Source organism: Levilactobacillus yiduensis (assembly GCF_024718525.1).
GTDB classification, from domain to species: domain Bacteria; phylum Bacillota; class Bacilli; order Lactobacillales; family Lactobacillaceae; genus Levilactobacillus; species Levilactobacillus yiduensis.
Map to the genome: position 1 here is coordinate 25,656 of NZ_JAMXAZ010000001.1, position 24,825 is coordinate 50,480.

The 24,825-nt window shown below is 52.1% G+C and carries 29 protein-coding genes, 1 tRNA gene and 2 riboswitches; of the genes, 17 read left to right on the top strand and 13 right to left on the bottom strand.

What is annotated here, in order from left to right; genetic code table 11:
* Nucleotides 1–120: 120 nt before the first annotated feature.
* A riboswitch (TPP riboswitch) is annotated at nt 121–211 on the top strand.
* Between the two features lie 87 nt (nt 212–298).
* The 5 genes from NGM66_RS00135 to NGM66_RS00155 all read left to right on the top strand — a co-directional run bounded on the left by NGM66_RS00135 (nt 299) and on the right by NGM66_RS00155 (nt 4,489).
* Complete coding sequence (locus NGM66_RS00135) at nt 299–865, top strand: ECF transporter S component (protein ID WP_208908974.1); 567 nt, start codon at nt 299–301, stop codon at nt 863–865.
* 444 nt (nt 866–1,309) lie between these two features.
* Nucleotides 1,310–2,722: an ABC transporter ATP-binding protein gene (locus NGM66_RS00140; protein WP_208908972.1), complete on the top strand. Its 1,413-nt coding sequence runs from the start codon at nt 1,310–1,312 to the stop codon at nt 2,720–2,722.
* On the top strand, nt 2,719–3,372 hold the full coding sequence (locus tag NGM66_RS00145) for an energy-coupling factor transporter transmembrane component T family protein (protein ID WP_208908969.1): 654 nt from the start codon (nt 2,719–2,721) through the stop codon (nt 3,370–3,372). Before NGM66_RS00140 ends, NGM66_RS00145 begins: the two co-directional genes overlap by 4 nt.
* Nucleotides 3,373–3,391: 19 nt before the next feature.
* Nucleotides 3,392–4,036 carry a thiaminase II gene (tenA, locus tag NGM66_RS00150; protein WP_208908967.1) on the top strand — a complete coding sequence of 215 codons (645 nt, stop codon included), beginning with the start codon at nt 3,392–3,394 and terminating at the stop codon, nt 4,034–4,036.
* A gap of 90 nt (nt 4,037–4,126) precedes the next feature.
* Nucleotides 4,127–4,489: a hypothetical protein gene (locus NGM66_RS00155; RefSeq protein WP_373418435.1), complete on the top strand. Its 363-nt coding sequence runs from the start codon at nt 4,127–4,129 to the stop codon at nt 4,487–4,489.
* A gap of 509 nt (nt 4,490–4,998) precedes the next feature.
* Here NGM66_RS00155 and NGM66_RS00160 read toward each other — a convergent pair.
* Entirely contained in the window at nt 4,999–5,172 is a 174-nt protein-coding gene (locus NGM66_RS00160; RefSeq protein WP_208908954.1) for a hypothetical protein, read from the bottom strand.
* Between the two features lie 289 nt (nt 5,173–5,461).
* On the opposite strand from NGM66_RS00160, the gene NGM66_RS00165 reads away from it, so the two are divergent.
* Complete coding sequence (locus NGM66_RS00165; protein WP_125577738.1) at nt 5,462–5,656, top strand: LBP_cg2779 family protein; 195 nt, start codon at nt 5,462–5,464, stop codon at nt 5,654–5,656.
* 84 nt (nt 5,657–5,740) lie between these two features.
* On the opposite strand, the gene NGM66_RS00170 is transcribed toward NGM66_RS00165, so the two are convergent.
* The 5 genes from NGM66_RS00170 to NGM66_RS00190 form a co-directional block, all read right to left on the bottom strand.
* Entirely contained in the window at nt 5,741–6,256 is a 516-nt protein-coding gene (locus NGM66_RS00170) for an O-acetyl-ADP-ribose deacetylase (RefSeq protein WP_208908951.1), read from the bottom strand.
* A 5-nt stretch (nt 6,257–6,261) separates the two neighbouring features.
* Nucleotides 6,262–6,516, bottom strand: a complete 255-nt coding sequence (locus tag NGM66_RS00175; protein ID WP_208908941.1) for a zinc-ribbon domain-containing protein — start codon at nt 6,514–6,516, stop codon at nt 6,262–6,264.
* Nucleotides 6,517–6,528: 12 nt separating this feature from the next.
* Nucleotides 6,529–6,873 carry a DUF1682 domain-containing protein gene (locus NGM66_RS00180; protein WP_208908939.1) on the bottom strand — a complete coding sequence of 115 codons (345 nt, stop codon included), beginning with the start codon at nt 6,871–6,873 and terminating at the stop codon, nt 6,529–6,531.
* Between the two features lie 514 nt (nt 6,874–7,387).
* Nucleotides 7,388–8,551, bottom strand: a complete 1,164-nt coding sequence (locus tag NGM66_RS00185; protein WP_208908937.1) for a hypothetical protein — start codon at nt 8,549–8,551, stop codon at nt 7,388–7,390.
* 81 nt (nt 8,552–8,632) lie between these two features.
* Nucleotides 8,633–9,616 (bottom strand): asparaginase, encoded by a 984-nt coding sequence (locus tag NGM66_RS00190; RefSeq protein WP_308706578.1) that lies wholly within the window; start codon nt 9,614–9,616, stop codon nt 8,633–8,635.
* A gap of 129 nt (nt 9,617–9,745) precedes the next feature.
* On the opposite strand from NGM66_RS00190, the gene NGM66_RS00195 reads away from it, so the two are divergent.
* The 10 genes from NGM66_RS00195 (at nt 9,746) to NGM66_RS00240 (ending at nt 18,806) form a co-directional block, all read left to right on the top strand.
* Nucleotides 9,746–9,901 (top strand): hypothetical protein, encoded by a 156-nt coding sequence (locus NGM66_RS00195; RefSeq protein ID WP_208908933.1) that lies wholly within the window; start codon nt 9,746–9,748, stop codon nt 9,899–9,901.
* Between the two features lie 51 nt (nt 9,902–9,952).
* Nucleotides 9,953–10,051: riboswitch (purine riboswitch) on the top strand.
* Nucleotides 10,052–10,169: 118 nt separating this feature from the next.
* On the top strand, nt 10,170–11,540 hold the full coding sequence (locus tag NGM66_RS00200; protein WP_208908931.1) for a nucleobase:cation symporter-2 family protein: 1,371 nt from the start codon (nt 10,170–10,172) through the stop codon (nt 11,538–11,540).
* A 191-nt stretch (nt 11,541–11,731) separates the two neighbouring features.
* Nucleotides 11,732–12,628, top strand: a complete 897-nt coding sequence (locus NGM66_RS00205; RefSeq protein WP_208908929.1) for an ABC transporter ATP-binding protein — start codon at nt 11,732–11,734, stop codon at nt 12,626–12,628.
* A complete protein-coding gene (locus NGM66_RS00210) occupies nt 12,621–13,838 on the top strand; it encodes an ABC transporter permease (RefSeq protein ID WP_208908927.1) in 1,218 nt (405 codons plus the stop codon). Before NGM66_RS00205 ends, NGM66_RS00210 begins: the two co-directional genes overlap by 8 nt.
* Nucleotides 13,839–13,912: 74 nt before the next feature.
* A tRNA-Ala gene (locus tag NGM66_RS00215) sits at nt 13,913–13,985 on the top strand.
* 565 nt (nt 13,986–14,550) lie between these two features.
* Nucleotides 14,551–14,685 (top strand): hypothetical protein, encoded by a 135-nt coding sequence (locus NGM66_RS00220; RefSeq protein WP_258115281.1) that lies wholly within the window; start codon nt 14,551–14,553, stop codon nt 14,683–14,685.
* Between the two features lie 342 nt (nt 14,686–15,027).
* Complete coding sequence (locus tag NGM66_RS00225; protein WP_208908925.1) at nt 15,028–16,137, top strand: ABC transporter ATP-binding protein; 1,110 nt, start codon at nt 15,028–15,030, stop codon at nt 16,135–16,137.
* Nucleotides 16,115–16,939, top strand: coding sequence for an ABC transporter permease (locus NGM66_RS00230; protein WP_208908917.1), 825 nt, complete (start codon nt 16,115–16,117; stop codon nt 16,937–16,939). Before NGM66_RS00225 ends, NGM66_RS00230 begins: the two co-directional genes overlap by 23 nt.
* Complete coding sequence (locus tag NGM66_RS00235) at nt 16,936–17,739, top strand: ABC transporter permease (protein ID WP_208908915.1); 804 nt, start codon at nt 16,936–16,938, stop codon at nt 17,737–17,739. The genes NGM66_RS00230 and NGM66_RS00235 overlap by 4 nt, the downstream gene beginning before the upstream one ends.
* The gene (locus tag NGM66_RS00240) at nt 17,736–18,806 is read left to right on the top strand and encodes an ABC transporter substrate-binding protein (RefSeq protein ID WP_208908913.1); all 1,071 of its coding nucleotides are present in this window, start codon (nt 17,736–17,738) and stop codon (nt 18,804–18,806) included. Before NGM66_RS00235 ends, NGM66_RS00240 begins: the two co-directional genes overlap by 4 nt.
* Nucleotides 18,807–18,860: 54 nt before the next feature.
* Here NGM66_RS00240 and NGM66_RS00245 read toward each other — a convergent pair whose 3' ends face one another.
* The 5 genes from NGM66_RS00245 to NGM66_RS00265 all read right to left on the bottom strand — a co-directional run bounded on the left by NGM66_RS00245 (nt 18,861) and on the right by NGM66_RS00265 (nt 23,422).
* Nucleotides 18,861–19,691 (bottom strand): hypothetical protein, encoded by an 831-nt coding sequence (locus tag NGM66_RS00245; protein WP_208908911.1) that lies wholly within the window; start codon nt 19,689–19,691, stop codon nt 18,861–18,863.
* 108 nt (nt 19,692–19,799) lie between these two features.
* Complete coding sequence (gene pstB, locus NGM66_RS00250) at nt 19,800–20,603, bottom strand: phosphate ABC transporter ATP-binding protein PstB (RefSeq protein WP_208908903.1); 804 nt, start codon at nt 20,601–20,603, stop codon at nt 19,800–19,802.
* Nucleotides 20,604–20,615: 12 nt separating this feature from the next.
* The gene (pstA, locus tag NGM66_RS00255; protein ID WP_208908900.1) at nt 20,616–21,503 is read right to left on the bottom strand and encodes a phosphate ABC transporter permease PstA; all 888 of its coding nucleotides are present in this window, start codon (nt 21,501–21,503) and stop codon (nt 20,616–20,618) included.
* Entirely contained in the window at nt 21,493–22,446 is a 954-nt protein-coding gene (gene pstC / locus NGM66_RS00260; protein ID WP_208908898.1) for a phosphate ABC transporter permease subunit PstC, read from the bottom strand. Before pstC ends, pstA begins: the two co-directional genes overlap by 11 nt.
* A gap of 82 nt (nt 22,447–22,528) precedes the next feature.
* On the bottom strand, nt 22,529–23,422 hold the full coding sequence (locus NGM66_RS00265) for a phosphate ABC transporter substrate-binding protein PstS family protein (RefSeq protein ID WP_208908896.1): 894 nt from the start codon (nt 23,420–23,422) through the stop codon (nt 22,529–22,531).
* A 285-nt stretch (nt 23,423–23,707) separates the two neighbouring features.
* On the opposite strand from NGM66_RS00265, the gene NGM66_RS00270 reads away from it, so the two are divergent.
* Nucleotides 23,708–24,058 carry a hypothetical protein gene (locus NGM66_RS00270; RefSeq protein ID WP_208908894.1) on the top strand — a complete coding sequence of 117 codons (351 nt, stop codon included), beginning with the start codon at nt 23,708–23,710 and terminating at the stop codon, nt 24,056–24,058.
* 63 nt (nt 24,059–24,121) lie between these two features.
* Here the strand turns inward: NGM66_RS00270 and NGM66_RS00275 are convergent, their stop codons facing one another.
* Together NGM66_RS00275 and NGM66_RS00280 are read right to left on the bottom strand one after the other, a co-directional pair.
* Nucleotides 24,122–24,325: a hypothetical protein gene (locus NGM66_RS00275; RefSeq protein ID WP_208908892.1), complete on the bottom strand. Its 204-nt coding sequence runs from the start codon at nt 24,323–24,325 to the stop codon at nt 24,122–24,124.
* Between the two features lie 166 nt (nt 24,326–24,491).
* Nucleotides 24,492–24,764: a PTS sugar transporter gene (locus tag NGM66_RS00280; protein ID WP_208908890.1), complete on the bottom strand. Its 273-nt coding sequence runs from the start codon at nt 24,762–24,764 to the stop codon at nt 24,492–24,494.
* Nucleotides 24,765–24,825: the final 61 nt, after the last annotated feature.

Sequence of the window (24,825 nt, forward strand, 5' to 3'; positions counted from 1 at the left end):
CGGCTGGCTTTGTAACTGAATTGTAAAAAACGTTTCCATCCTGAACAACTCAATGACTGGCCACAATAATTTCCAGTCACGGTTGCATTTACCCGCTAAATTGGTTACGCTAAGGGTAATCAAATACGACTGGGGTGCCTCGCGGCTGAGATCAAACCCATTGAACCTGCTCTGGTTAACACCAGCGAAGGGAATGCGTACTTTTGTGCTATCAATGAACCCCTACTAAGTAACTTTAGTGGGGGATTTTTTATTCGTTGGGCACCCCCGTCAATACTCTCATAGGAGGCTTCATTTTATGAAAAGTTGGCATATCCGCGATATTATTCTGGTAACGATTCTCGCAATTTTTATGGGTGTTATTTTCTGGATCATTAATCCTGTCTACACGATTCTAGCGGCCGCACTGGCCCCGTTTGGACTGCAACCCTTGGCAAATGAAATTCTACTAGGTATCTGGGTCATGGCTGGCCCTTTGGCCGGATTCATCATCCGGATTCCTGGGTCCGCCACACTTGGCGAGTTCCTAGGTGCTGTGGTTGAAATGTTTCTAGGCGGCATCTGGGGAGCCAGCACCTTAATTTCTGGTGCGGTTCAAGGGATTGGCGCCGAGATTGGCTTCGCCGCCACTGGCTACAAGCGTTACAACTGGGCCAGTCTATCCATCAGTTGCCTGACGACCGCCATTGTGACCTTTGCTTGGGACCTGTTCCGGAGTGGTTACGCTGCTTATCATCCCGGCTTCTTGATTCTCTTGTTCGTGGTTCGTTGTGCTTCCGTCTTCCTCTTCGGTGGCGTGCTGACCAAGCTGATCACCAACCTGCTGGCCCGCGCCCACGTCTTACCTAACGTCAGCACTAAGTAGCTTGAGACTGCTGCCGCCTGCCGTTACGTGAAATTCTAGGCTGGAACGCTGGGGGAGGACGGTCCGAGCCAAAGAACGGTCTCGGACCTTGCTTTGAGCCGAAAATCACGTCTCAAAGTCACCAATTTAGCGGCAAAAATCGCCCCTAAATTCCCCGGCTGAGCCCAGATTTCACTTCACTCTCGGCTACGATTGGTAGCTATACGCTGTCCCAAGCCAACTGTAAAGCCAGACAACACTAAGGACCAAACGAATTGTCGTTTAGTAATCACCTCAGTAGACAAGAGTCTACCCGCTCGCACCAGATTACTCGCACAACTGGCGATGGTCGTTGGCACCGTTTTTCAGCCAATGCCCATCACCACGCAATTGAAACCGCTAACGTAAACAATCTATGTATTACCCTTATTTTTACCAACCCTGTTTCACATTGGAGGAATTTTCGTGGCCACTGTAACCGTTCATGCACTTACATTTACCTATCCCAAACGCACGCAGCCGGTCTTGGATGACCTCGACGTGACCTTTCCCAGCGGCAAATTTTCCCTGCTGACCGGGGTGTCCGGTGGTGGGAAGTCCACCTTACTCAAGCTGATTGCGGGACTCACCCCACTCCCCGACGCCGGAGCCATCACCTTTGATGGCCAGCCGTTGGCGCAGATTGCGCCGGCAAAACGTGCCGCGACCGTTGCCATGCTCTTCCAAGAACCCAGCACGCAGTTCACCATGGACACCGTGGTCAACGAGCTACGGTTCGCTCTGGAAAATCAGCAGGTCGATCCCGCGGCCATCCCCGCTAAGGTCACGGCTGCGCTGGACTTCATCGGCATCACCGACCTCCGCGACCGCCAGCTGATGCAACTCTCCGGCGGCGAACAACAGAAGGTCGCGCTGGCCATCATCGTTGCCATGGACAGCGACGTCATCTTGCTAGACGAACCCTTCGCTAGCATCGACCCGCCCACTCGGCTGGCCCTGCTGGAAAAGCTGGTCACGTTGTGTACGCAACGCGGCAAGACCATCATTTTGGCCGACCACGATCTGAGTAATTACGACCGCTGGGTGGACCACTTGGCCGTGTTGGACACGGGTAAACTGACCCTGTTGTCGCCCGCTGCCACCCAGGCTCGCTTTGCCGCCTTTACCCCCGACAAGCTCCGGCTGACCCACGTGGCCTTGCCCGCAGACGACCTCACCGTCAGCCTGCAGGGGACGCAACTGGCCCTGGGGCACGCGCAACGCCAGTTATTACAGCCACAGGATCTGTCGTTGTTTGCTCACCAAGCGACCCTGATCACTGGCCCTAACGGCAGTGGCAAATCCACGCTGTTTCGTGCCCTGGTACGGCTGGGCAACTACCAAGGCCGCATCACCTACGATGGACAAGACATTCACAAGCTCTCTCGGAAACGGTACGCGCGGCAGGTCGGCCTGATGTTCCAGTCGGCCAGCGCCCAATTTCTCAACGTGACCGTGGCCGAGGAACTGGCGTTGTCACAGAAGTTCGGCAACCAGACCTACTTCACACCGGAACGGGTGCAGGACCTCTTGACCCAGCTGCACCTCGCCAACCACGTCGACCAGGTTATTTACTCCCTGAGTAGTGGCCAGCAAAAGAAGTTGCAGCTTCTGTGCATGCTGATGATGGCGCCAAACGTCTTACTGCTGGACGAACCCTTGAAGGGCCTGGATTTTGCGTCCATTCAAGTCGTCATGCAGATTTTGACGACCGTGCAGCGCGACCTCAAGCTGACGTTGATTATGATCAGCCACCAACTCAGCGGCCTGGACGACCTGATCACGCTGCATCTCGCGCTCGACCACCAGCAACTCACTTACCAGGAGGCGACAACATGAATCCGAGTTTGAAATTAGCACTGGTCGTGTTGATTGCCCTGGAAGTGTCCTTCACGCAGGTCTGGGCGGTCAACGTGGCCCTCATCATCGTGAGCCTCGGGCTGATGCTTTTTAATCACATCACGCTCAGACGGCTGTTGTGGCTGACGCTGGTACCGTTGTTCTTCGCCAGCGCCCTGGTCTGGTCGTTGACCCTGCAAGGCACGGCCAGCCACCACTTTCTCATCGTCTTATTCACGCGGATGTTCGTTTACGTTTACATGGGCGGGCTGTTCACGCAGACCACCGATCCTCTGACGCTAACCCGTTCGCTGGAACAAAACGCCAAGCTGCCGGCGAAATTCGCTTACGGCTTTCTGGCCGCATTCAACTTGATGCCCAAGATCCAAGCGGAGGTCGCCACTATTCGGGCAGCCGCGTTGATGCGTGGTCAGGAGCTGCACGTGTGGTCGCCGCAACTGTATTTCAAAGTCATCCTCGCTGCCATGAACTGGTCCGACCAGTTGGCTGCCGCCATGACCTCACACGGCTTTGTGGAAGGGACGCCACGCACCCACGCAGTCACGGTCGCATTACGGTCCCGCGACTGGTGGCTCTTCGCCCTCAGCCTAGTGACCATTCAAGTTGGTCTCTTCATCGGCCTACCTTAAAAAATAAAGGAGTTTTTGTATGTTTACTGATCAAGCGCACGCCAATGCCCAAGCCCTCTGGGACGCGTCCAAACGCCATCCCTTCATCCAACAACTACAGGCGGGGACGTTACCAGCCGCAACCTTTCGCTATTATTTGATTCAAGACCATTACTACCTACACGAATTCGGCAAGCTCCACGACCTGGCCGCCGACCAAAGCAACGACCCCCGTGTTGTCAAACAGCTCCGGGCGGGTGCTGCCAGTCTACGCGACGGTGAAATCGCCGTCCGGCAAACCTTCTTCGACCGCCTCAATGTCACGGCCGAAGAGATTGCCCAACAGTCCCCGGCGCCCACCTGTTACGCCTACATCAGCCACATTTACCGGTCGCTGATGACTCAGGGGCCCGCGGGTGCCGTGGCTGGCCTGTTACCATGTTACTGGCTGTACGCGGAAATTGGTCAGGCGTTGGCGGGCACGGGTTCTCCAGTCCCCATCTATCAATCTTGGATTGACACCTATAACGCCGATGATTACACCAGTTCCATGCACGATCAGCTGGCCTTAGCCAACTATGTCGCCACGCCAGATAACACGGCCGCCCTACTAGAGATTTTCAAAAAGAGCAGCTGGTATGAATTACAGTTCTGGCAAATGGCGTTGGACCAAGAAAAGTGGTAAGTGACTGGTGCTAACGCAGCATCTGTATTTTCAACCGGTTAAACGAGCGTTATAATGGAGCTACCGTACGAAAGAAAGCAGGTGGCACTTTTGAAAACGTCACGTTTAACATTTCTAGAATTTTTCGGTTACCTGGCTGTGGCGCTGGGCGCAGCCATTGAGTTGTACGCCCTGTTCAGCAATCCTGGTAGCAAATTAAGTGGTGACAACATGTTTGGTGGTGCCGTCGTCATGGCGCTTGCTGTCGCCTTCATTCACAGCAAGCACCTGATCTTTAATTTGATTTTAATTGGCCTCAGCACCCTGGGCTTTGCCTACTTCACCTTCATCCACACGCAAAATTGGCTGTGGACGGTGGTGCTAGGTGTGGCCGTGGCGGCTTTTCTGATCTACTTCTTCGGTATCCGCAGTGATGTCCGCCGCAATCAGAGTGACTGGTTTCATTTTAATTAATCGCTAGTGACACGGTCCGTGCTGACCGCCTGCAGTCTGCCAAATATGGGTCGGAACGCGGTGGGCGGCGGGACGAGCCAAAGTTCGGTCTCGTCTCCTCGACTTTGAGCCGAAAGACGTGTCTCAAAGTCGCCAGTTACCTAACCGGCATAAAACCTGCCGCTAAGGTAACTCCCACGGCTGAACCCATATTTGGCAGAGTTTCAGCTACTAGAGTAAGCGTTAATCAACAATTAGTTCAGCTCTCTGTACCAGGCTACTGAGAAGCCTATTAACGACCAATACACACGAGACCTATCCTAATCTGGACAGGTCTTTTTAGTTCCCGACAATGTTGAGTCACCTTACATACCAACGTGACTTTTGTGTAGAAAAACAGGCCTGCCCGAAGGCCGACCTGTTTTCCTGCTTGATAAACTACAAGTGACTGTAGTGTGTAATCACAATGATTACCAAAAGTTTAAAATGACACAGCCGGGAGACCCGACTTCGGGGCGGATAATTCCGCGTTATTTCACACTAGCCCGAAAATTACGGACGTGTGGGGCGTCCAAAACGCCTACGGGAGTAGTACTTTGGTGCGTCACAGTGCGTTTGCCCATCGTGAACCAGGCAAGGCCACTCACGACGCCCAAAATGATCACTGCGGCCATGAGGCTGCCAATAATATGTCTTAAATTCACCCTGCCACCTCACAGTCAGCTTACTAAAATAATCTAATAACTAGCTTAACCGCTTCGCATTGCAAAACTGTGACAGGCTAACGTTAGTTTTCTAACAAATTCGCAACATTGGTTGACAACCGCAGTCCGACCCGTTTTCATATTGCATTTAATTTTACGCAATTTTTCCCGATTCAGCAAGCTTTATTGAAAAAAACTTCCAGATATCGGGACTTATTCCACCGCTTTTTGAAAAGTTTAGTATAATGAACTTAAGCAGTCATTAGGATTATCATTTGGAGGGATATTAATGAGTCAAGAATTAAACGATTTGGCCGAAGCAATCATCGCCTACCAAAAGAAATACGATAAGACAGATGGAGAAATGGCCTTTGGCTCTCGGCTGTCCGTCGAGAAGTTTCACGCCATCAAGACCGGTGAACTCGCCCCAACCAGCGAGGAACAGAGTGCTTTAAAGGGGTTCATTGCCACAAAGCCCCACTAACAACACGAATGAAAAGACCAGACGCACCAAGACGTTAGGGAAACCCACTAACGTTTTGGTGCGTCTATTTGTTTACAAATTAATTCAATCGACAACTTGCGCCCAAGCACCACGGTAGGCCGCCGCAGTGGCATCGTCAAACGCCACTAACCGGACCCGCTGGAGATCATTGCTCTTGGCCAAGACCGTCGCAATCGTTTGGGTCGCCACGGCCGCCGCGTCTTCTAGCGGGTAACCGTATACGCCAGTACTCAGCGATGGAAAATCAACCGTCTGGCACCCGTGCGCCATGGCCAGGCGTAAGCTATTGCGGTAACAGCTGGCCAACAGCTCTGGCTCGCCCTGTTGCCCACCGTGCCACACCGGTCCTGGCGTATGAATCACCCATTTGGCTGGTAGCTTAAACCCAGGGGTGATCTTAGCTTCACCCGTCCGGCACCCGTTCAGTGGGACGCAGGCCGCAAAAAGTTCTGGCCCCGCCGCACGATGAATGGCACCGTCAACGCCACCCCCACCTAACAGCGTGGTGTTCGCCGCATTGACGATGGCATCCACCTTACTTTCGGTGATGTCGCCGCGAATCACTGCAAATTCAGCCATTGTTGTCACTCCTTTGACCAGGGCCAGTGCCAGCGCCGTTTTGACTTGCTAGTGGTAGCCCCTTCTTTGGCCTGCAAACGTTTCATGCCTTCACGGTACGGGTTGGCGTACAGCGATGACAAATTTAATTTCTGACTCTTAGCTGGCGGCTTGGGGGACTCCCGGTAAGGTCGCAGGTCGGTCTGGCACTGCGGACAAACCGTATCAGTCGCACTCACAGCCGCGCCACAATGCGGACAAAATTTCAGTTCAGCTGCCACCGCGATCCCTCCTTAGTCGTTTCGCCGTTGCTGGTGTGCCTGGTTGCGCGCCAAGTTCTTCTCCCGGGTCGCCGCAGCCATCTTGGCACCGGCCACCTTTTCGGCTTCGCGCTTTTCTTGGCGCTGTTTAGCTGCCTCGGCCTTCTGTTGCTCAGCCAGCTTGCGTTTCTGCTGACTGCGGTAGCTAAAGTAGCTCCACACGCCAACGGCTAATAATGCCACCACGATTTGGATGGGTACCAGTACCCAGTTAACGTGCTTGGCAAAAAACGCATCGTAGATGACCAACAAAACTGCCATTGCGCCGACGACAGAGATCGTGTCCCGTGCCCAGCGCGGTAAATTTTGCCATTTCATGTTTAACAAACTCCTTATGTAAGTGGCCGGCAATCCCGGCCACAGTTAGTCAATTTGATTCAAATTTTAAATTGGACATAGATCTGACCGGCCGCCTTACCGTTACGTGAAGCTCTAGGCTGGAACGCTGGGGGAGGACGGCCCGAGCCAAAGAACGGTCTCGGACCTTGCTTTGAGCCGAAAACCACGTCTCAAAGTCACCAATTTAGTAGCAAGAATCGCTACTAAATTCCCCGGCTGAGCCTAGATTTCACTTCACTCACGGCTACAGTAAGACTTGTCAATGACAACCAGCGCTTAGAACCAGTTGCCCTCACGCACCAACCCGCCGGAGGCTGCCAAGAACGTAGCCAGCTGTGTCGACCCAGTAACCTAGCACAAGCGAACTGGAAGCCCGCCTTTTGGCTGAAGGTGTTCCCCATAGCAGGTGGAGTTTTTAGCAGCCGCAGGCATCCAGTTTAGCCAATTTAACCAGCGTTCCAGCCTAGACTTTCGCGCAACGACAGGCGGCTGTCTAAGGTTCACCTTCGATGCGCAACTGGCGTTCGACCAGGTAAGCGTCCATGTAGCCGAAGGAAATCTCGTCCACATCGCTGATCTGATAAACCGTCCCCACGTGGTCGAGGTCGACGTCTTCCACCTTGTGGAAAATGAACCGGCCGCCGGCAACGTGACTGGGATAGCCGCTCAGGTCATCGCCACCCTTAAGTTTGATGTGAACGATGGTTTGAAACGCCGCGGCTTGGCTCAAGCGCGCCTGAAACTGATCGACCGTCTCATCGAACAACCGCTCGTCGTTTAATACCGGCTGAATCGGCTGTTGCCGAGCCCGGTTGAGGAGCGTGAACAGGCGCATGGTCTGCAGGTAATCCGACTCGATCACGATGGCGTGTAACTCGCTCAAGCGCATCAGGGTGTAGCCCCCGAACTGCCCCGTCATGTCGAGCAGGCTCAAGATGACGGCATCGTCTGTCAGGGCGTTGATGCGGCCGACGTAGAATAATTCACGATTGTGCTCGGGAATCAGTGCCACCAGTGGGTCCTTGCCCACTAGTTGTGACAGCGTATCGTGAAACTGGTCGGCATCCGTGACGGCTACTTGGTCCTCATGGGCCAACTGCCGTAGCCGTGACGCCGCGATGCCTTGTAGGGTCAACTCGCGGCCTTGAAATTCAATGACTTCAATGTCAGCTGGGTTCAACGTCAAGGCTGGCTGGTCGCTGAAATCAAATTTATTGATCAACTGGACCCCCACCACGTCGCTGGCAACGCTGGTGACCAGGCCTTCGTAGAAGTGTTCATCATTTTTCAAGACGATCATCAAGACTAAATGGTCGACCCAAGCGTGACTCAACACCTGTCGCCGCAAGTCCCGACGACCATCGAGCGTCATGGACAAGCCACCCGCTTGAATGAATTGTTCATCCCGCGCAAGTTGAATCCGAAACGCCATATTTTCCAAATCTTCGCTAGCAAACTCAACTTCATCGATCACATTTAACGCTAAGAAGACGGCGCCATCGGATATCCCGAAGTCATCATAGGTGGCTAAGATGATGCCGGTTGCGCCAACTGCCGTCACGTATCCGGTATAAACCACATCTTGATTTGTTTGGTACACATTGACCAGCAAATGCCGATCTAATGCCCGGTTTAAGTCATTCACAATTGAATTCACATGACGACCCCCTTTTTCTTACTATGCAGAAAATCTTACCATATATTGACAGAAATAGCCCGTCAAGTACGTTACCGTTGCTTAAGAAACGGCCGTGCTCAGAAATTTAGCCAGTGTTTGTCCTGTCAGACCGGCGCTCAGTCCGACTAACAGCTTGATACGGGCCTTTTGACCGTTAAGGCCTTGGCACAACATCAATCCCATTTTCCGGAGTTCGATGCCGCCGCCTTGGTAGTCGTAAATATCTTCGGCGACGCCATTATAACACCGTGAGACCAGGACGATGGGAATTTGCCGGTCCAATAGGCGCTGAATGGCCGGTAAGGTTTGCGGTGGCAGGTTTCCTGCGCCTAGACCTTCGATGACTAATCCCGTGGTCCGGTCGTTGTCGAGAAAATCAAATAAACTGCCATCCATCCCCGCGTAGGCCTTCAAGAGGTATACGCCGGCCGTGACGTGGTCGATGTCGCAGGTGTCTTGGCGAATTAATTTTTGGAAATACACCGCGTGATCCTTGGCGACAATCCCAATCGGGCCAAAGGTCGGTGTCCGGAACGTGGCCACGTTGGTGGTGTGGGTCTTGGTCACGTAGCGCGCCGTGTGAATCTCGTCGTTCATCACGACCATCACGCCATTGCCCCGTGAGGCGTCGTCTGCGGCCACTTCGATAGCGGATTGAAAATTATACAGGCCATCGGAACCGACCTCGTTAGACGAGCGCATAGCCCCTGTCACCACGACAGGAATCGTACTGGGTAGCGTCAGGTCTAAGAAGTACGCCGTCTCCTCCAACGTGTCGGTCCCGTGGGTGATGACCACGCCGTCGATGCCGTCACGTTCGGCCTGAGCGATGCGTTGCTTGATTTGCAGCATTTCCACGGGCGTCATATGCGGTGAGGGCAGATTGAACATCTCATCGGTAAATAACTCGACGCGGCCAGCCAGGATGGTCTCCTGTTGGGCAATCGGGTTCTGGGCGTTGGGAACGACCTCGCCTTGGTCATTTTGCGACATGGAAATGGTGCCGCCGGTGTGAATGGCTAAAATTTTCTTCAAAACTGTCAGCTTCTTTCGTCAAAGGATCAGAGTGGTGTTGGGAGACTGAACCGCGTGGCAGCTCTCTCAAACTCGTTATCCACATTGTACCTTACTTGCGGTAAAATTAAGTTAGAATTCGGAGAGGATGACTCATAAATGTCAAAAAACGAAGATCGCGACAAAGTCTATGTTCCCGGGGTTCACGTCCATCCCAAGAAGTACAGTTCATCGGGCGGAATGGCCGACTGGGGCCCGGTGCTCCACTGGTTCGGCGACATTCTGAAAAATCTCTGGCACAAAATCCGGAAATGACAACAGGGATTGTTTTTTTCAGGAGCACGTGGTAAAGTAAGTGTCATTCTAATTTAAAAATATGTGATTGCCTATATAATGCCATAATAAGGTTGGCGAGTTTCTACCCAGAACCGTAAATTCTGGACTATAAGCAAATTGAGGACGAAACTCTTTTTGCCGATGAAAAGAGTTCGTCGGCGAGTTTTCAAAGCCCCCTTTTTGCAAAGGGAGTTTTTTTGTTTTCATCAACCGGGCGAATAGACATCACATCAAGGAGGAAATTGTCTTGCAGTCCAAATCAACAACGTCCACATCATCAGCGACCAGCCAGCCACTTTCCACATGGCGTGCGGCCATCTTAGGGTTTCAGCATTTATTAGCAATGTATTCCGGCGACGTCATTGTGCCCCTCCTAATTGGGGGCGCGCTTCACTTCAACGCCATGCAAATGGCCTACCTGATCAGTGCCGATATTTTCATGTGTGGGGTCGCGACTTTGTTGCAGCTCAAGCGCACCCCGTTGACCGGGATCGGCCTGCCTGTCGTGTTAGGCTGTGCGGTACAAGCCGTGACGCCATTGAGTGCCATTGGTAATCAGTACGGGGTGGGCGTCATGTACGGGGCCATCATCAGCGCCGGTATCTTCGTCTTCTTAAGCGCTGGCTGGTTCTCGAAGATCAAGCATTTCTTCCCGCCAGTCGTGACCGGATCTCTCATCACCATCATTGGCTTCACCCTGATTCCCGTGGGCTTTCAGGACTTGGGTGGCGGCGACGCGACGGCTAAGAGCTTCGGTGACCCCAAGATGTTACTGGTCGGCTTCTTGACCATGGGTATCATTTTGGGCCTCAACGCCTTTGCAAAAGGCTTCCTGAAGTCATTGTCGATTCTGGCTGGTATCTTGATTGGGACGTTCATTGCGGCGGCCATGGGAATGGTCTCGTTGAAAGCAGTCGGCCAAGCCAGCTGGTTCCACCTGCCCCAATTCTTCTACTTCGGCACGCCCAAGTTCGAGTGGTCCTCGATTCTGACCATGATCTTAGTCTCGTTGACCACCATGGTCGAATCGACCGGCGTCTTCTTTGCTTTAGGTGAGATCACCGGCAAGCAAATTGGCGAAAAGGACCTAAAGCGTGGTTACCGGGCAGAAGGCATCGCCGTGATTCTGGGCGGCCTGTTCAACACCTTCCCTTACTCAACCTTCTCTGAAAACGTCGGCGTCGTCCAACTCTCCGGCGTGAAGACGCGTAAGCCGCTGTATTTCTCCGCAGCCTTCTTGATGCTGCTGGGTCTCTTGCCTAAGATTGGGGCATTGGCAACGGTCATTCCCGATCCCGTCTTGGGTGGTGCGATGATCGTGATGTTTGGGATGGTTGGGGTACAAGGCATCCGGATGCTCCAACAAGTTGATTTCAAGGACAACAACAACCTGTTGGTCTCCGCCATCTCGATTGGCTTGGGCTTAGGCGTCACGGTCTACCCACAGATTTTCCAAGCCCTGCCCCAGTCCTTACAGATCGTCATGAACAACGGCGTGGTCATCGGTAGTTTCTCCGCCGTCTTGCTCAACATCATCTTCAACATGCGTCCGGCCCGTAAAGTGGCCCCGGCGCAAGCGCAGGTCAACAGTACTGCGCAACCGCAGAATAGAAAGTAAAAACGTTCAAGACGACCAACCGGGCCCCTTTGCCCTGGTTGGCCGTTTTAGTCTCTCCCCCGTATTATAATTAATATTATGGTACAACGCGCTTAGATGACAGCAACCTTACAAAGTGTCTACCCGCCTTTAGTTTCCAACCCAGGTATGCGTATAATAACAGTATCAATCGCGATAGGAGCGAAAATGCCATGTTAAGCATTCAGCACATCAGTAAGGAATTTGGCCCCGTCAAGGCGCTCAATGACGTGAGTTTTGATGTCCCTGACGGCCAGATACTAGGCTTGATCGGTCAAAACGGCGCCGGTAAGTCCACCACTTTTCACAGTATTTTGAATTTCATTGACTACAACGGTCAGATTCAGTGGCAAGGCCACACCTTGTCCGCTGAAGACTTCGACCAAATCGGCTACCTGCCAGAAGAACGAAGCTTAATGCCGAAGCTCACCATTGAACAGCAAATCGTTTACCTGGCCCGGCTCAAGGGACAATCGGCCAAGGCCATTCGGCCCCAGATCGACGACTGGCTACAACGCTTCGCCGTTAAGGGGACCCGAAAGAGTAAGATCAAGGACCTTTCCAAAGGGAACCAACAAAAGGTCCAACTGATCTGTACGCTGATTCATGAACCCAAGCTCATCATCTTAGATGAACCATTTAGTGGGCTGGACCCGGTCAACGCTGACTTGTTGAAGCAGGCCATTTTAACCGCCAAGCAACGGGGGGCGGCCATTATTTTCTCCAGCCATGACATGGAAAACGTCACGGCAGTGTGCGACCGGCTGGTGATGCTACGCAAGGGCAACGTGGTCTTGCACGGCACCCTCGATGACGTTCGCGAACAATTTGGCAAGACCGAACTCTTCGTGACCACCAGTTGGTCGACCGAACAACTGGCCGCGTTACCCGGTGTTGCCAGCGTCACGCACCGCCATGGTCACCGTTACATCCTGCACCTGACCGCGGCCACCGCGGGCCCCGCCATTTTTGACGCACTGACGCAGGGCCACTACATTGAAGAATTCAGTCAACAGCCGCCGACCCTGGACGAAATTTTCCGCTTGAAAGTAGGTGAGGAACATGTCTAAAACCTGGGTCGTCACCTTTGAGACTTATCTGCGACAGGTCAAATCCTGGAGCTTTCTGTTCATGATCCTCGGCCCCTTTCTGATGATTGCCTTAACGGCCGGTATCAGCTATATCAGCGCCAATAGCAATCAAAGTAGTAGCCAAGTCGCCGTAATCAGTAACACCAAGGCCCTGCGTACCAGCTATCTGCAGCAGCATTCGGACAACATCAATACCAAGATCACCACGGTCTCCACCGCCAAAAAAGCCGTTAAGGCCAACCATTTGGCCGGCTACCTGACCCTTAGTAATGACGGTGCCCGGTTACGCGGCGATTATCATGGCAGTAAGTCCATGAGTAATGGGCTACAGGCGCAGGTCAAGAACTTCCTGACGCAATACCAGCAGGTCAAAAACTATCAAACGGCCAACTTATCGCCGAAGCAACAAAAGGCCCTGGCCCAAACACCCGTGTTGAAACAACACGTCGCCACTAAGGCCGGGACCTCCAACCTGGTCAGACTGATTTCCTTCTGGGTACTGGTGACCATGATCTATATCATCCTCATCACCTATTCCTCGATTACGTCCCAGGAAATCGCCTCGGAAAAGGGTACGAAGATTATGGAAATCATCTTCTCCAGTACCACGGCGACCAGCTACTTTGTGGGTAAGATTACCGGGATTCTCCTGATGATCATCACCCAAATCGTCATCTACCTGTTAGGTGGCTGGGCGGGATACGCCATCGCCATGAACTACGCTGGCATTCACCGGCTGGTCGTCGCGCATCAAGCCCTGGTCAGTGGCGTGTTCCACAACCTGTTTAATCTAAACATGCTGTACCTCCTGTTCGGCGTGGTTATTTACACGATTCTGGCCGCCTACAGTGGGGCTTTGGTTGCCAAAGCTGAGGATGCCTCTAAGGCCGCCCAACCGGTTGTTATGTTGGGGATGTTAGGCTTCTTTGCCACCTTCCCGTTCCAAAACAATATGGATGCGCTGGCCGTAAAAATTCTGTCGTACGTCCCCTTCTTCTCGTCATACTTCATGCCGATGCGGATCATCAATGGTACCGCAGGTTGGGGCGAGCAATGGGGATCATTGGCTATCTTGATTGTGGCAACGGCCCTCTTCGCCATTTATATTGGTCGCCAATACCAGCGGTTGATGCTACAAACGGATAGCCAAAGCCTTTGGCAACACCTCTTCGAGAAGTTCAAGCACTAAATTTTTAAAGTCAAAATCCACTTTTGCATTAACATTTTCAATCATCGTGATATAATGGAAAGCATAAGTGGTATGGGCCCTTAGCTCAGTTGGGAGAGCGCCTGCTTCGCATGCAGGAGGTCGTCGGTTCAAATCCGGTAGGGTCCATTGAAGAATGCCCGTAATGAGAACGGTGGCACCAAGCGTGGCTACGATAACGTTCTCATTTTTTTATGGCAACTTCGCGTACACTTGCCTTCACCGCAGATAGTCGCCTTTGCGCGGCTATCGCTGAAAACACACCTTGGCAGGGGCAACATGGAACTGTTAGCTTAGCGGCTGGCAGTTTTTAATTTTCATATTTGTTCATAGGATGACTCGTTTTGAGCCTGCCAGTTGTCATCTATGACAATTGTGGTATACTTAAGGTACAAAAGAAGCTTGTAACACTGGATTCACCAAAGCCCCCGACTATTGGACTAGTCGGAGGCTTTTTTATACGTCAAATTAAATAAACGGGTGGGTCAGAAGTCACCTAAAGCTACCTATGCCGCCTACGTTCCAACCAGTCCGTAAAGATGGCAACCAGGAGTCCAACAACGAGTGGCGCAAAAAAAAACTTGCAACATAAGGATTCACCTCCCCACTGTTGCTAGTGTGGGTAGGAAACCTCTTAATTATCAGGTATAGCTGTTACGATTGCAACATTTTGTGCGACTTTTTTCACTATAAATTGAAAGTATTTTTCTCTGCAACCGCCATCAACAAAAAGTGCTATATTCAGCGTAACCTCAAGCATCAACTGCTGCATCCCCTGTTAGCCGCGGTCGCACATTCAACCGTGTTGTGGGCCACCGACCGCGGCTAACTCGTTGGGATAGTTCGCGACATCACCGATCAGCACACCGCAAACTTACGGACGCGCCTTCGTCTTAGAACGACGGTTTTAGACGGTCCGCTTAATTTTAGACACATCCACTAGCCTGACGATGGTCTTTGTTGTCAGCGCCTGTTAGGCTATAGGCAACATCCCACGGTCGGGGCCATTGGTCTCGGCCGTTTTTGGATAGTCTCTGCCCTAAATCTCACGTCTAAATTAGCTGATTCAATCGCCATCTTTTTTCGTTTCATTTTCCCGCTAAACCCGCTATAATCAAAAAGGTTGCCCCGTTACGGCCGCAACCAAAATTATCTTAGAGGAGGTCGCCTGATGTCCCAATCGATTATTGAATTGCGTCAAGTCACCAAGCGTTACGGCTCCCATACGATTTTGAAAAATATTAACCTGACGTTGGAGCCCGGGAAGTTTTACACCCTACTCGGCCCATCAGGCTGCGGTAAGACCACGATTTTACGTACGATTGCTGGTTTTACCGATGTGACTGAAGGTGACGTGCTGTTTGCCGGGAAGCGAATCAATGCCGTGCCCGCCAACAAGCGCAACGTCAACACTGTCTTCCAAGACTACGCCCTCTTCCCCCACATGACCGTGGCGGAAAACGTGGCCTTTGGCTTAACCTTGAAAAAAACACCGAAACCTGAAATTGAAAAACGCGTGACCCAAGCGCTGAAACTGGTCCAACTTGCCGATTACGGTGACCGTGAAATCAGCGCGTTGTCCGGGGGGCAACAACAACGGATCGCCATTGCCCGTGCTATCGTCATGGAACCGCAAGTCCTGTTGCTAGACGAGCCCCTGTCCGCACTGGATGCCAAGCTGCGCCGCCAAATGCAATACGAATTGCGTGACCTCCAGCAACGGCTGGGCATCACCTTCTTATTCGTGACCCACGACCAGGAAGAAGCCCTCGCCATGAGCGATGAGATCTTTGTCATGAATCAAGGCGAGGTCTTGCAGAGTGGCTCGCCGGTCGACATCTATGACGAACCCATCAACCATTTCGTCGCCGACTTCATCGGCGAGAGTAACATCTTACCCGGTAAAATGATTGCCGATTTCCAAGTGGCGTTCGGCGGCCACCAGTTTGAGTGTGCTGACGCTGGGATTCCCGTCAACGAACCGGTCGAAATCGTGATTCGCCCTGAAGACCTGACACTGACCGACCCTGACCACGCCAAGCTAACGGTAACCATCAACACCCAGCTGTTCCGCGGCGACTACTATGAAATCGCGGCCACCGACAATCTGGGCAATGACTGGCTGATCCACTCAGTCAACCCCGCAGAGGACGGCGCGGCCGTGGGCATTACCTTCCGCCCCCAAGACCTGCACGTCATGCGCTTTGGCGAGAAGGAAGCCGAATTCGACGCGCGCCTGGAGACTTACGAAACGGAGGATGAGACCCGTGACGAAACGTAAGACCTGGCTATACTTCATCCCCTACGGCCTGTGGCTGGTGCTGTTCGTCATCGCACCAGTCGCCTTGATCATTTACCAATCCTTCTTTGATCTGGGCCACCACTTCACGTTCGGCAATTACAGCACTTATTTCCAATCCGCCACCTATCTCAAGATGACGTTGAACTCCGTGTGGTATGCCTTTCTGATTACCCTATTTACCGGGCTGATCAGCTACCCCACGGCCTACTTTCTCCATCAATTGAAACACCGTCAGTTCTGGCTATTATTGGTAATCTTGCCGACCTGGATCAATATTTTATTGAAGGCCTACGCGTTCATTGGCATCTTCAGTCAGGCTGGCCTGGCGAATCAGTTTCTCACGTTCATCGGCATCGGACCGCAACAAATTCTCTTCACCAATGCCAGCTTTATCTTCGTGGCCACCTATATCCAGATTCCGTTTATGATTCTACCGATATTTAACGCGCTCGACGACCTGAATCCTGCGTTCGTCAACGCCAGCCGTGACCTCGGTGCCAGCAACTGGCAGACTTTTCGGCGGGTCATCTTCCCGCTGACGTTGCCCGGTGTCAAGGCTGGGGTCCAAGCCGTCTTCATCCCCTCGCTCTCCCTCTTCATGTTGACGCGCCTGATTGGCGGTAACAAGGTCATCACCCTAGGGACGGCGATCGAAGAACATTTCCTGACCACCATGAACTGGGGCATGGGATCTACGATTGGGGTGGTCCTGATTATCGCCATGATTATCGTCATGACCCTGACCGGAGATCAACGGCCGAAGGGAGGGACACCACGATGAAACAACGATTGGCGAAGGCCTACCTGATTCTAGTCTTCATTATTCTGTACGCGCCGATTATTTTTCTGATCGTCTATTCCTTCAGTCAGGGCGAGACCATGACCAATTATCACGGCTTCACCTGGCGCCATTACCAAACGCTGTTCAGTGACGCGCGGATGCTGGCAATCGTGGCTAACACGTTGTTAGTCGCTCTATTGTCCTCATTGATTGCCACACTGATTGGGACCCTGGGCGCGCTGAGCATCAACCGAACCACCAAGCGGGTCACGCGCGACTCACTCCTGACGCTGAACAACGTCTTGATGGTCTCGCCCGACGTCATCATCGGGGCCAGCTTCCTGATTTTCTTCACGATGCTCAAGATTCCCCTGGGCTTTGGCTCGGTCCTGATGAGCCACATTGCCTTTGAGATTCCCATCGTGGTCTTGATGGTCCTCCCCCGGCTACGGGAAATGTCGTCGTCCATGCTGGATGCCGCGCAAGACCTCGGGGCCACGACCCGACAACTGTTGTCACAGGTCATCATCCCCTTCATTTCGCCCGGCATCTTCGCGGGGTTCTTCATGGCATTGACGTATTCACTAGACGACTTTGCCGTGACCTTCTTCGTGACCGGTAACGGCTTCTCCACGTTGTCCGTGGAAATCTACTCGCGAGCCCGGCAAGGCATCAACCTGGAGATCAACGCGCTCTCCGGGGTCATGTTTTTATTTTCACTGTTACTGGTGGGCGGCTACTACTGGATCCAACAAGCCAGTCGCAAGCGTAAGCATCGTAAGCGGGAGGTGGCCTCATGAAACGTTTAGTGAGTCTGATTATCGGCCTGCTTGCCATCTGCGGCCTACTTGCCTATAGCAGTTCGCAACTGGAACGCTCCAGCGGCAGTACTGGTGATAAAGTCTTGAACCTCTACAATTGGGGCGACTACATTGATCCCAGCCTCCTGACGAAATTTCAAAAGGAAACTGGTTATCACGTCAACGTTGAGACCTTTGACAGCAATGAAGCCATGTACACCAAGATCAACCAGGGCGGGACGCACTACGATCTGGCCGTGCCTAGCGAGTACATGGTCGCAAAGATGAAACGCGCCCACTTACTTCAGCCGCTGGATAAAAGCCGTCTGACCGGTTGGCACAACTTCAACCCGCAATTTCTCAACCAGTCCTTCGACCGCGGCAATCGTTACTCCATGCCGTATTTCTGGGGCACCCTGGGCATCATTTACAATGACAAATTCGTCAAAGCCAGTCAGGTTCAGCATTGGCAAGATCTCTGGTCACCCAAGTTCCGGGACCAAATCATGTTGATCGACTCGGCTCGTGACATCATGGGCATGGCGCTGGTCACCCAGCATCAGTCGATGAACACGACTGACCCGCAGAAATTGCTGGCTGCCGAGAAGAAGCTCAATCAGTTGGCGCCCAACGTGAAAGCCATCGTGGCTGATGAAATCAAGATGTACATGGCCCAAGACGAGGCGGCTATCGCGGTGGACTGGTCCGGTGAGGCGGCAGAAATGCTGGCCAACAACCATCACCTCCACTACGTCGTGCCGAGTGAGGGCAGTAACCTGTGGATCGACAACCTGGTCATCCCCAAGACGGCGCAACACTACAACGCCATTTACGCCTTCCTGAACTTCATGAGCAAACCTACCAACGCGGCCCAGAACGCGGACTACATTGGTTACGCCACGCCGAACACCAAGGCTAAGGCCCTGTTACCCAAGTCAGTCCGCGACGACCGGCAGTTCTACCCGACGCAAACCACCCTTGACCACCTGCAGGTCTACCGTGACTTGTCGCCAGCCAAGGTCCAGCTATACAACGACCGCTACTTGGAATTCAAGATGCATCATTAAAAAACAGCAAGTCAACTCAGTCAACGCTGAGGGACTTGCTGCTTTTTTAATTGGTTAAGCTGGGTAGACCGTGGACTCGCTCATGAAGTACTGCTGCTTACCGACCTGGTAGCCGGCCGCAATCTCAATGGAATTCAAGACGTTCTTGGTCTTGGACTGATAAAATGTGGTGGCGTAATACTGTTTAAGCCGCTTAATCGTTATCTTGTAACGGTATTTACCACTAGTCTTGACCTTGGTCCCAATGGCCTTGGGCACCGCGCTCTTGGTGTACAGGGTCGTCTTGCCGCTCTTCCCCGGCCGCACAGCCTTAGTAATCTTGACCGATGTCGTGGGCTTGCCGTCAACTTTCTTATTAATAAAGGCACTGCGCTTATAATACTCCAGGTAACCATCCGGCGTGATGTGTACACGGGCCAGCTTGGCCTTCGTGTCATTCTTCGGATACTTGGTTCCCTTGAACAGATTACCATCACCCTTGTAGTTGCGCAACGCACCATCGGGATAGGTCTTTTGTGTCGCGTAAAATGCTAAGTATTTGGGCACGGAGACGTGTTTAAAATTCTTCGTGGTCGCCGCAATCGACCGGGTCATAAGGCCCTTTTGGTGGTCCGTCTTGCGAATGTGATAGCTCAACTGATTAATGTTCAGACCGACCGCCGTCTTACCATTGCTGGCACTGATGGCTTGAATCTGCACGACGGTCCCCTTGGGGATAGTGATGGTCGCAGTCTTCGCCGTATTTTTGGTCACAATCTTACGTTTGGTCTGTAAAAATTTGTGGGTCGTGACTCCCAGATATTGGGTGCTAGCATTGGCCGTCACCGTTCCGCCAGCCAGCGCGCCCAAGAGGGCCACCCCCACCATGCACGCTTTCCTATTCATCGGCAATTCCTCCCAAAACCTTGATATGTTCATTATACGACAAGCAAGGTCTTGACGGCACTCAAAAAAGCTCGTGGATCAGCGTCTTGTACTGACCCACGAACTCGATTAACCGAAGCTCCCGGCGATATAATCTTGGGTGACTGGAATTTGTGGATTGCTAAACATCGTTCCCGTCGGCGTGTATTCCATAACGTGTCCCAAGTGGAAAAAGGCACATTGACTGCTGACCCGCGCAGCTTGTTGCATGTTGTGGGTCACAATAATAATCGTGTACTTCTTCTGCAGTTCTAGCAGCGTCTCTTCTACCTTGACCGTGGAAATGGGATCCAGCGCGCTACAAGGTTCATCTAGCAACAGCACATCGGGTTCCATCGCAATTGACCGGGCAATGCACAGCCGTTGTTGCTGACCCCCGGACAGAGATAATGCGCTCTTGTCCAGTGAGTCCTTGACTTCATCCCACAGCGCCGCGCCACGCAAACTCTTCTCCACACGTTCTTCTAGTTCTGCTTTGTTCTTCAGACCATTGGCCCGTAACGCATAGATAATGTTTTCTCGAATCGACTTGGCAAACGGATTAGGTCGTTGGAAAACCATGCCGATGTGCCGGCGAATCTCGTAAATATTAACGGTCGGTTCATTGATATCAACGTGGTGATACCAAATCTTGCCGGTGACCGTGGCGATGCCATCGTTCATTCGGTTCAATGACCGCAAGTACGTCGACTTCCCAGAACCAGACGCCCCAATCAATGCGGTGATCTGATTCTTAGGAAAGGCCAAGTTGGCATCGTGCATGGCATGATTGGTCCCGTAAAAGACTTGGAGGTTCTCCGTCTTCATGGCCAATGGCGTCTTGTCGTCGAAGGTCTGCACCGCAGTTTCTTCAAATGAATATTGTTTTAACATAGCAGTCCCCCCTTACTTGCTGGCCGTGACACGACGGTAGAGGAAGTTTCCCAGTAGCCGTGCGCCCAAGTTGAACAACAGAACGGCAATGATCAGCACCGCCGAAGCCGCCGCGGACAATTGCGCCGCATTGGAGGCCAATCCTTCCGTGTTCACTTTCCAGATATGAACCGCCAACGTTTCTGCTGGTCGGAACGGGTTCAGCGGACTGGCCGCATCCATCGGGTTCCAGTCAGCGAAGTTGGTGACGGGGGCGCTTTGCCCAGCCGTGTAGATCAAGGCAGCGGCTTCCCCGAAGACCCGGCCGGCACTCAAGACGATCCCGGTCACGATTCCTGGCAAGGCAACGGGTAAGATGATACCGATTTCCGTCTTCCATTTGGACAGACCGAGTGACAGCCCGGCTTCCCGTTGGCTTCGAGAGACCGCACTAAGTGACTCTTCAATGTTCCGCGTTAACAGCGGCAGGTTGAAGAAGGTCAGCGCGATGGCCCCAGAGATAACGGAGAAACCAATCTTGAACTTCACCACGAACAGTAGGAAACCAAACAACCCAACGACCACGGATGGCAATGAGCTCAAGACTTCGATGGCGGAACGAATCAAGCTGGTCCGCCAATTGTCCTTGGCGTATTCCGCCAAATAAATCCCTGCTCCCAATGAAATGGGAATTGAGATCACCATAGTCAGAACCAACAGGTAAAAGGAATTGAACAGTTGCACGCCAATCCCACCGGCACCACTGAAGGCATCGGTCGTTCCGGTCAGAAATGACCAGCTCACGTGTGGCAACCCAGAAATTAGAATGTAAGCCAGTAGGAATACCAGAATTCCCACCACGGTAGCAACGATTAAGTCAATGATGACCGTCGCCAGAAAATCCGTTCGTTTAGCGTTCATGTTTGAGTTGCCCCCTCTTAGCAATGACCCGTACGAGTGCGTTAAAGAATAATGACATCAGTAATAAGATTAAAGCTAATGACCACAACGCGTTGTTGGGTAACGTCCCGTCAATGGTGTCCCCAATCCCGGTGGTCAATTGACTCGTCAGCGTTGAAGCCGGTGAGATCAAGTTTTTCGGCATAATTGCGGCGTTCCCAATAACCATTTGCACGGCTAAGGCTTCCCCGAAGGCTCGAGCCATCCCGAAGATAACGGCGGTCAGAATCCCCGGCGTTGCGGAACGTAGGATTACCCGCGAAACGGTTTGCCAACGCGTGGCTCCCAAGGCTAGTGAAGCTTCCTTGAAGTGCCGTGGCACGGCCCGTAAGCTATCAACGGTCATTGACGTAATCGTTGGTAAGACCATGACGAACAGGACGAACGTGGCCGAGATGATCCCGAAACCAGAACCACCCACGATACTCCGCATGAATGGTACCACGACGGCTAACCCAATGAACCCGTAAACCACGGATGGAATCCCAACCAGCAATTCAATCACAGGTTGCAGTAATTTGCGACCCTTGTTCGGTGAGATTTCCGTCATGAAGATGGCGGTTCCCACTGCGAATGGCGTGGCAACGATTGCGGCGGCGAAGGTCACCGCAAATGACCCCACGATCATCGGCAAGGCACCGGTCTTCCCTTGGTCAGGTGCCCAGTCAGTCCCGGTCAAGAACTTGCCCAGACTCACGTGATTTTGTGTGAAAGTGGCGATTCCTTTAGACGTAATGAACCACAACATGGATGCCACCACCAAGATGATGACGCCGATACACAGGTAACTGATACCTTTACCGACCCAGTCTTCTCTGGTGGCCCGGGTCGCGTGATGCAACCGAGCCGACCAGTCATTAGACTGTGTCTTTTGTTGTTTAAGTTGAAAATTTGTTTGCTCCATGAATTGACTCCCCCTTTAAAAAAAGTGAAGGTGCTCCATTCGCACCTCCACCCCTGTGACTACGACCATTAATAGCGATTACTTAGTTTTGGGTAACAGTTCCCTTAGCGTCCTTGGACACCTTCATGTCATGGATACTAATGTAACCCATGTCCTTAACCAAACTGTTTTGAACAGCCTTGGAATCCATGTACTTCAGGAAGGCAGTCGTGGCTTTATCAGGCGTGCCCTTCGTGTACATGTGTTCGTAAGACCAGATCTTCCACTTGTTGTTTTCAACGTTGTTGTCCGTTGGCGTGACGTTGTCGATGGAAACAGCTTGTAATTTGTTCGTGAAGTAAGAGAAGGCCAGGTAGCTAATGGCACCAGGTGTCGTGGCCACAATCTTTTGAACCGCACCGTTAGAATCTTGTTCTTGGGACTTCACGGCAGTGGCACCCTTCAAGACAGCATTTTCAAACGTTGCTCGTGTCCCACTTCCTTGGGCCCGGTTGATGATGACGATCTTTTGGTCTTTCCCACCGACTTCTTTCCAGTTGGTGATCTTACCAGTAAAGATTTGCTTAACTTGGGCCATCTTCAGGTTCTTGATACCGGCATCCTTGTTAACGACGGGTGCCATGCCGACAACAGCAACCTTGTGGTCAGTCAGCTTATCAGCCTTGATGCCGGCCTTTTCTTCAGCGAAGATATCAGAGTTCCCAATTGAAACGGCTCCTGCTTGGACTTGACTCAACCCAGTCCCAGAACCACCACCTTGAACGGTCAGGTTAACCTTGCTGTTCTTGGCTTGGAAATTAGCACCTGCCTTGGCTGCTAAAGGTTGTAAGGCCGTGGAACCCACTGCCGTCACCTTACCAGATAAGGCTTCGCTACTACTGCTCTTGCTGCTGGTCGAACTCGTTGCCTTGCCACAACCAACTAATAATAAACTAATTGCCGCAATCCCCATTGCTAACTTTGATCCCTTATTCATCTCTGTCACTCCATGTCTTTTAAGATAGTAGAATCACCACGACGTAAGCGAAGACCCAAATAACTTTCGCGGTGCTCCCCTTTAACTTACAACCCTGATTCTACGTGGTGAATATATATTTTCCGTCGCATTCGTGTAAATTTTCGGTAAATTTTGCCAAAAACCGATTTTTTTGACAATTATGCCGATAGTTAAGGGACAAACACGATTAATTGCTTAACAATGTGTGATTAATTGCGTAATATGCCGATAATGGCTAAAATTAAGGGTAAGAGGTGACCAGAAGTGGCAAACAAAAAAGAAAGAGTCTCACGGCACGCCATCATCGTTGATATGAATGACTTCCTGATGGATTATGCCGCTATTAAATTAGGGAAACAACCCAATTTAGCCGAAAAGGTCGCGGCTGCGGCCAAATCAGATTTAACCGGACTGGATCAATTGTTCAAGGACGATGGTGCTGGCCGACGGACCAAGTATTTGGACCTTGCCGAGGGCTTCTTACATGACGAAGCCGATGCCGACGAAGCGGACGCCCCCCACGACTTTACCGCTGCTAGCAACGCCTTAGCCAGTGAGGCTATGAGCTATCTGAGTAGCCACCCCAACGAATTCGACCGTTGGGAAGAAGAATAAATCTGTCTATAAAATTAGCGTCGTCAACTCATCAGGAGCTGCGGCGCTAATTTTTTCTGTTGATCATTGCCATTGCCATAAATCAGCCTTCATATTAGTCGCAATCATTTTAGATAAGAGGTCAATAAATTGATCGGGCATATAGCTTGCTGTATCGAACGTCGTGGGTTGATCGTTAATTTTCGTAATTATCAAGCCCTGGTGCTCCAGTGTCAGACCGTACTTCGGCGCAATCTGACAGAGACGTTCCACTTGTGCTTCATCCATAATCGTTCCTCCCTTAGCCGTTTGCTTTGAGCTTAGCGAATCGGCCGGCCATCGTCAAGCGCCAGTCAGCTACCGAAGGCCTGGCATCGCCAGCTGACATTGGCGCGACCTACGCAAAAACGAGGTCGCTTAGACACGGCGACCTCGCATTTTAATCCTTAACTTGTTAATAACAATACTTATCTTTGGCCAGCTGCTGATGAATGGCGGCCGCCAACTTAGCCTCATCCGGGCCGTCCGCAACGACCTGAACAAAATCGCCACCATACTCAGCAAGCTGCGCCACTTCATGGGCCAGCTGCGGATCCAGTTCAACGTTGGCGTTGACCCGAATCTTGGCTGTCCCGGCGTAACGCTGGCAAATTCGTTGCAGGGCTACCCCTTCCTCTTCTTGGATCGTGGGCATTTCTTCGTATAATGGAAATCCGATTGTCTTCATCTATAATCACCTCTGAATCCTATTGTAAGCGATTACATACGTTTTGCCAATCCTTTTACAA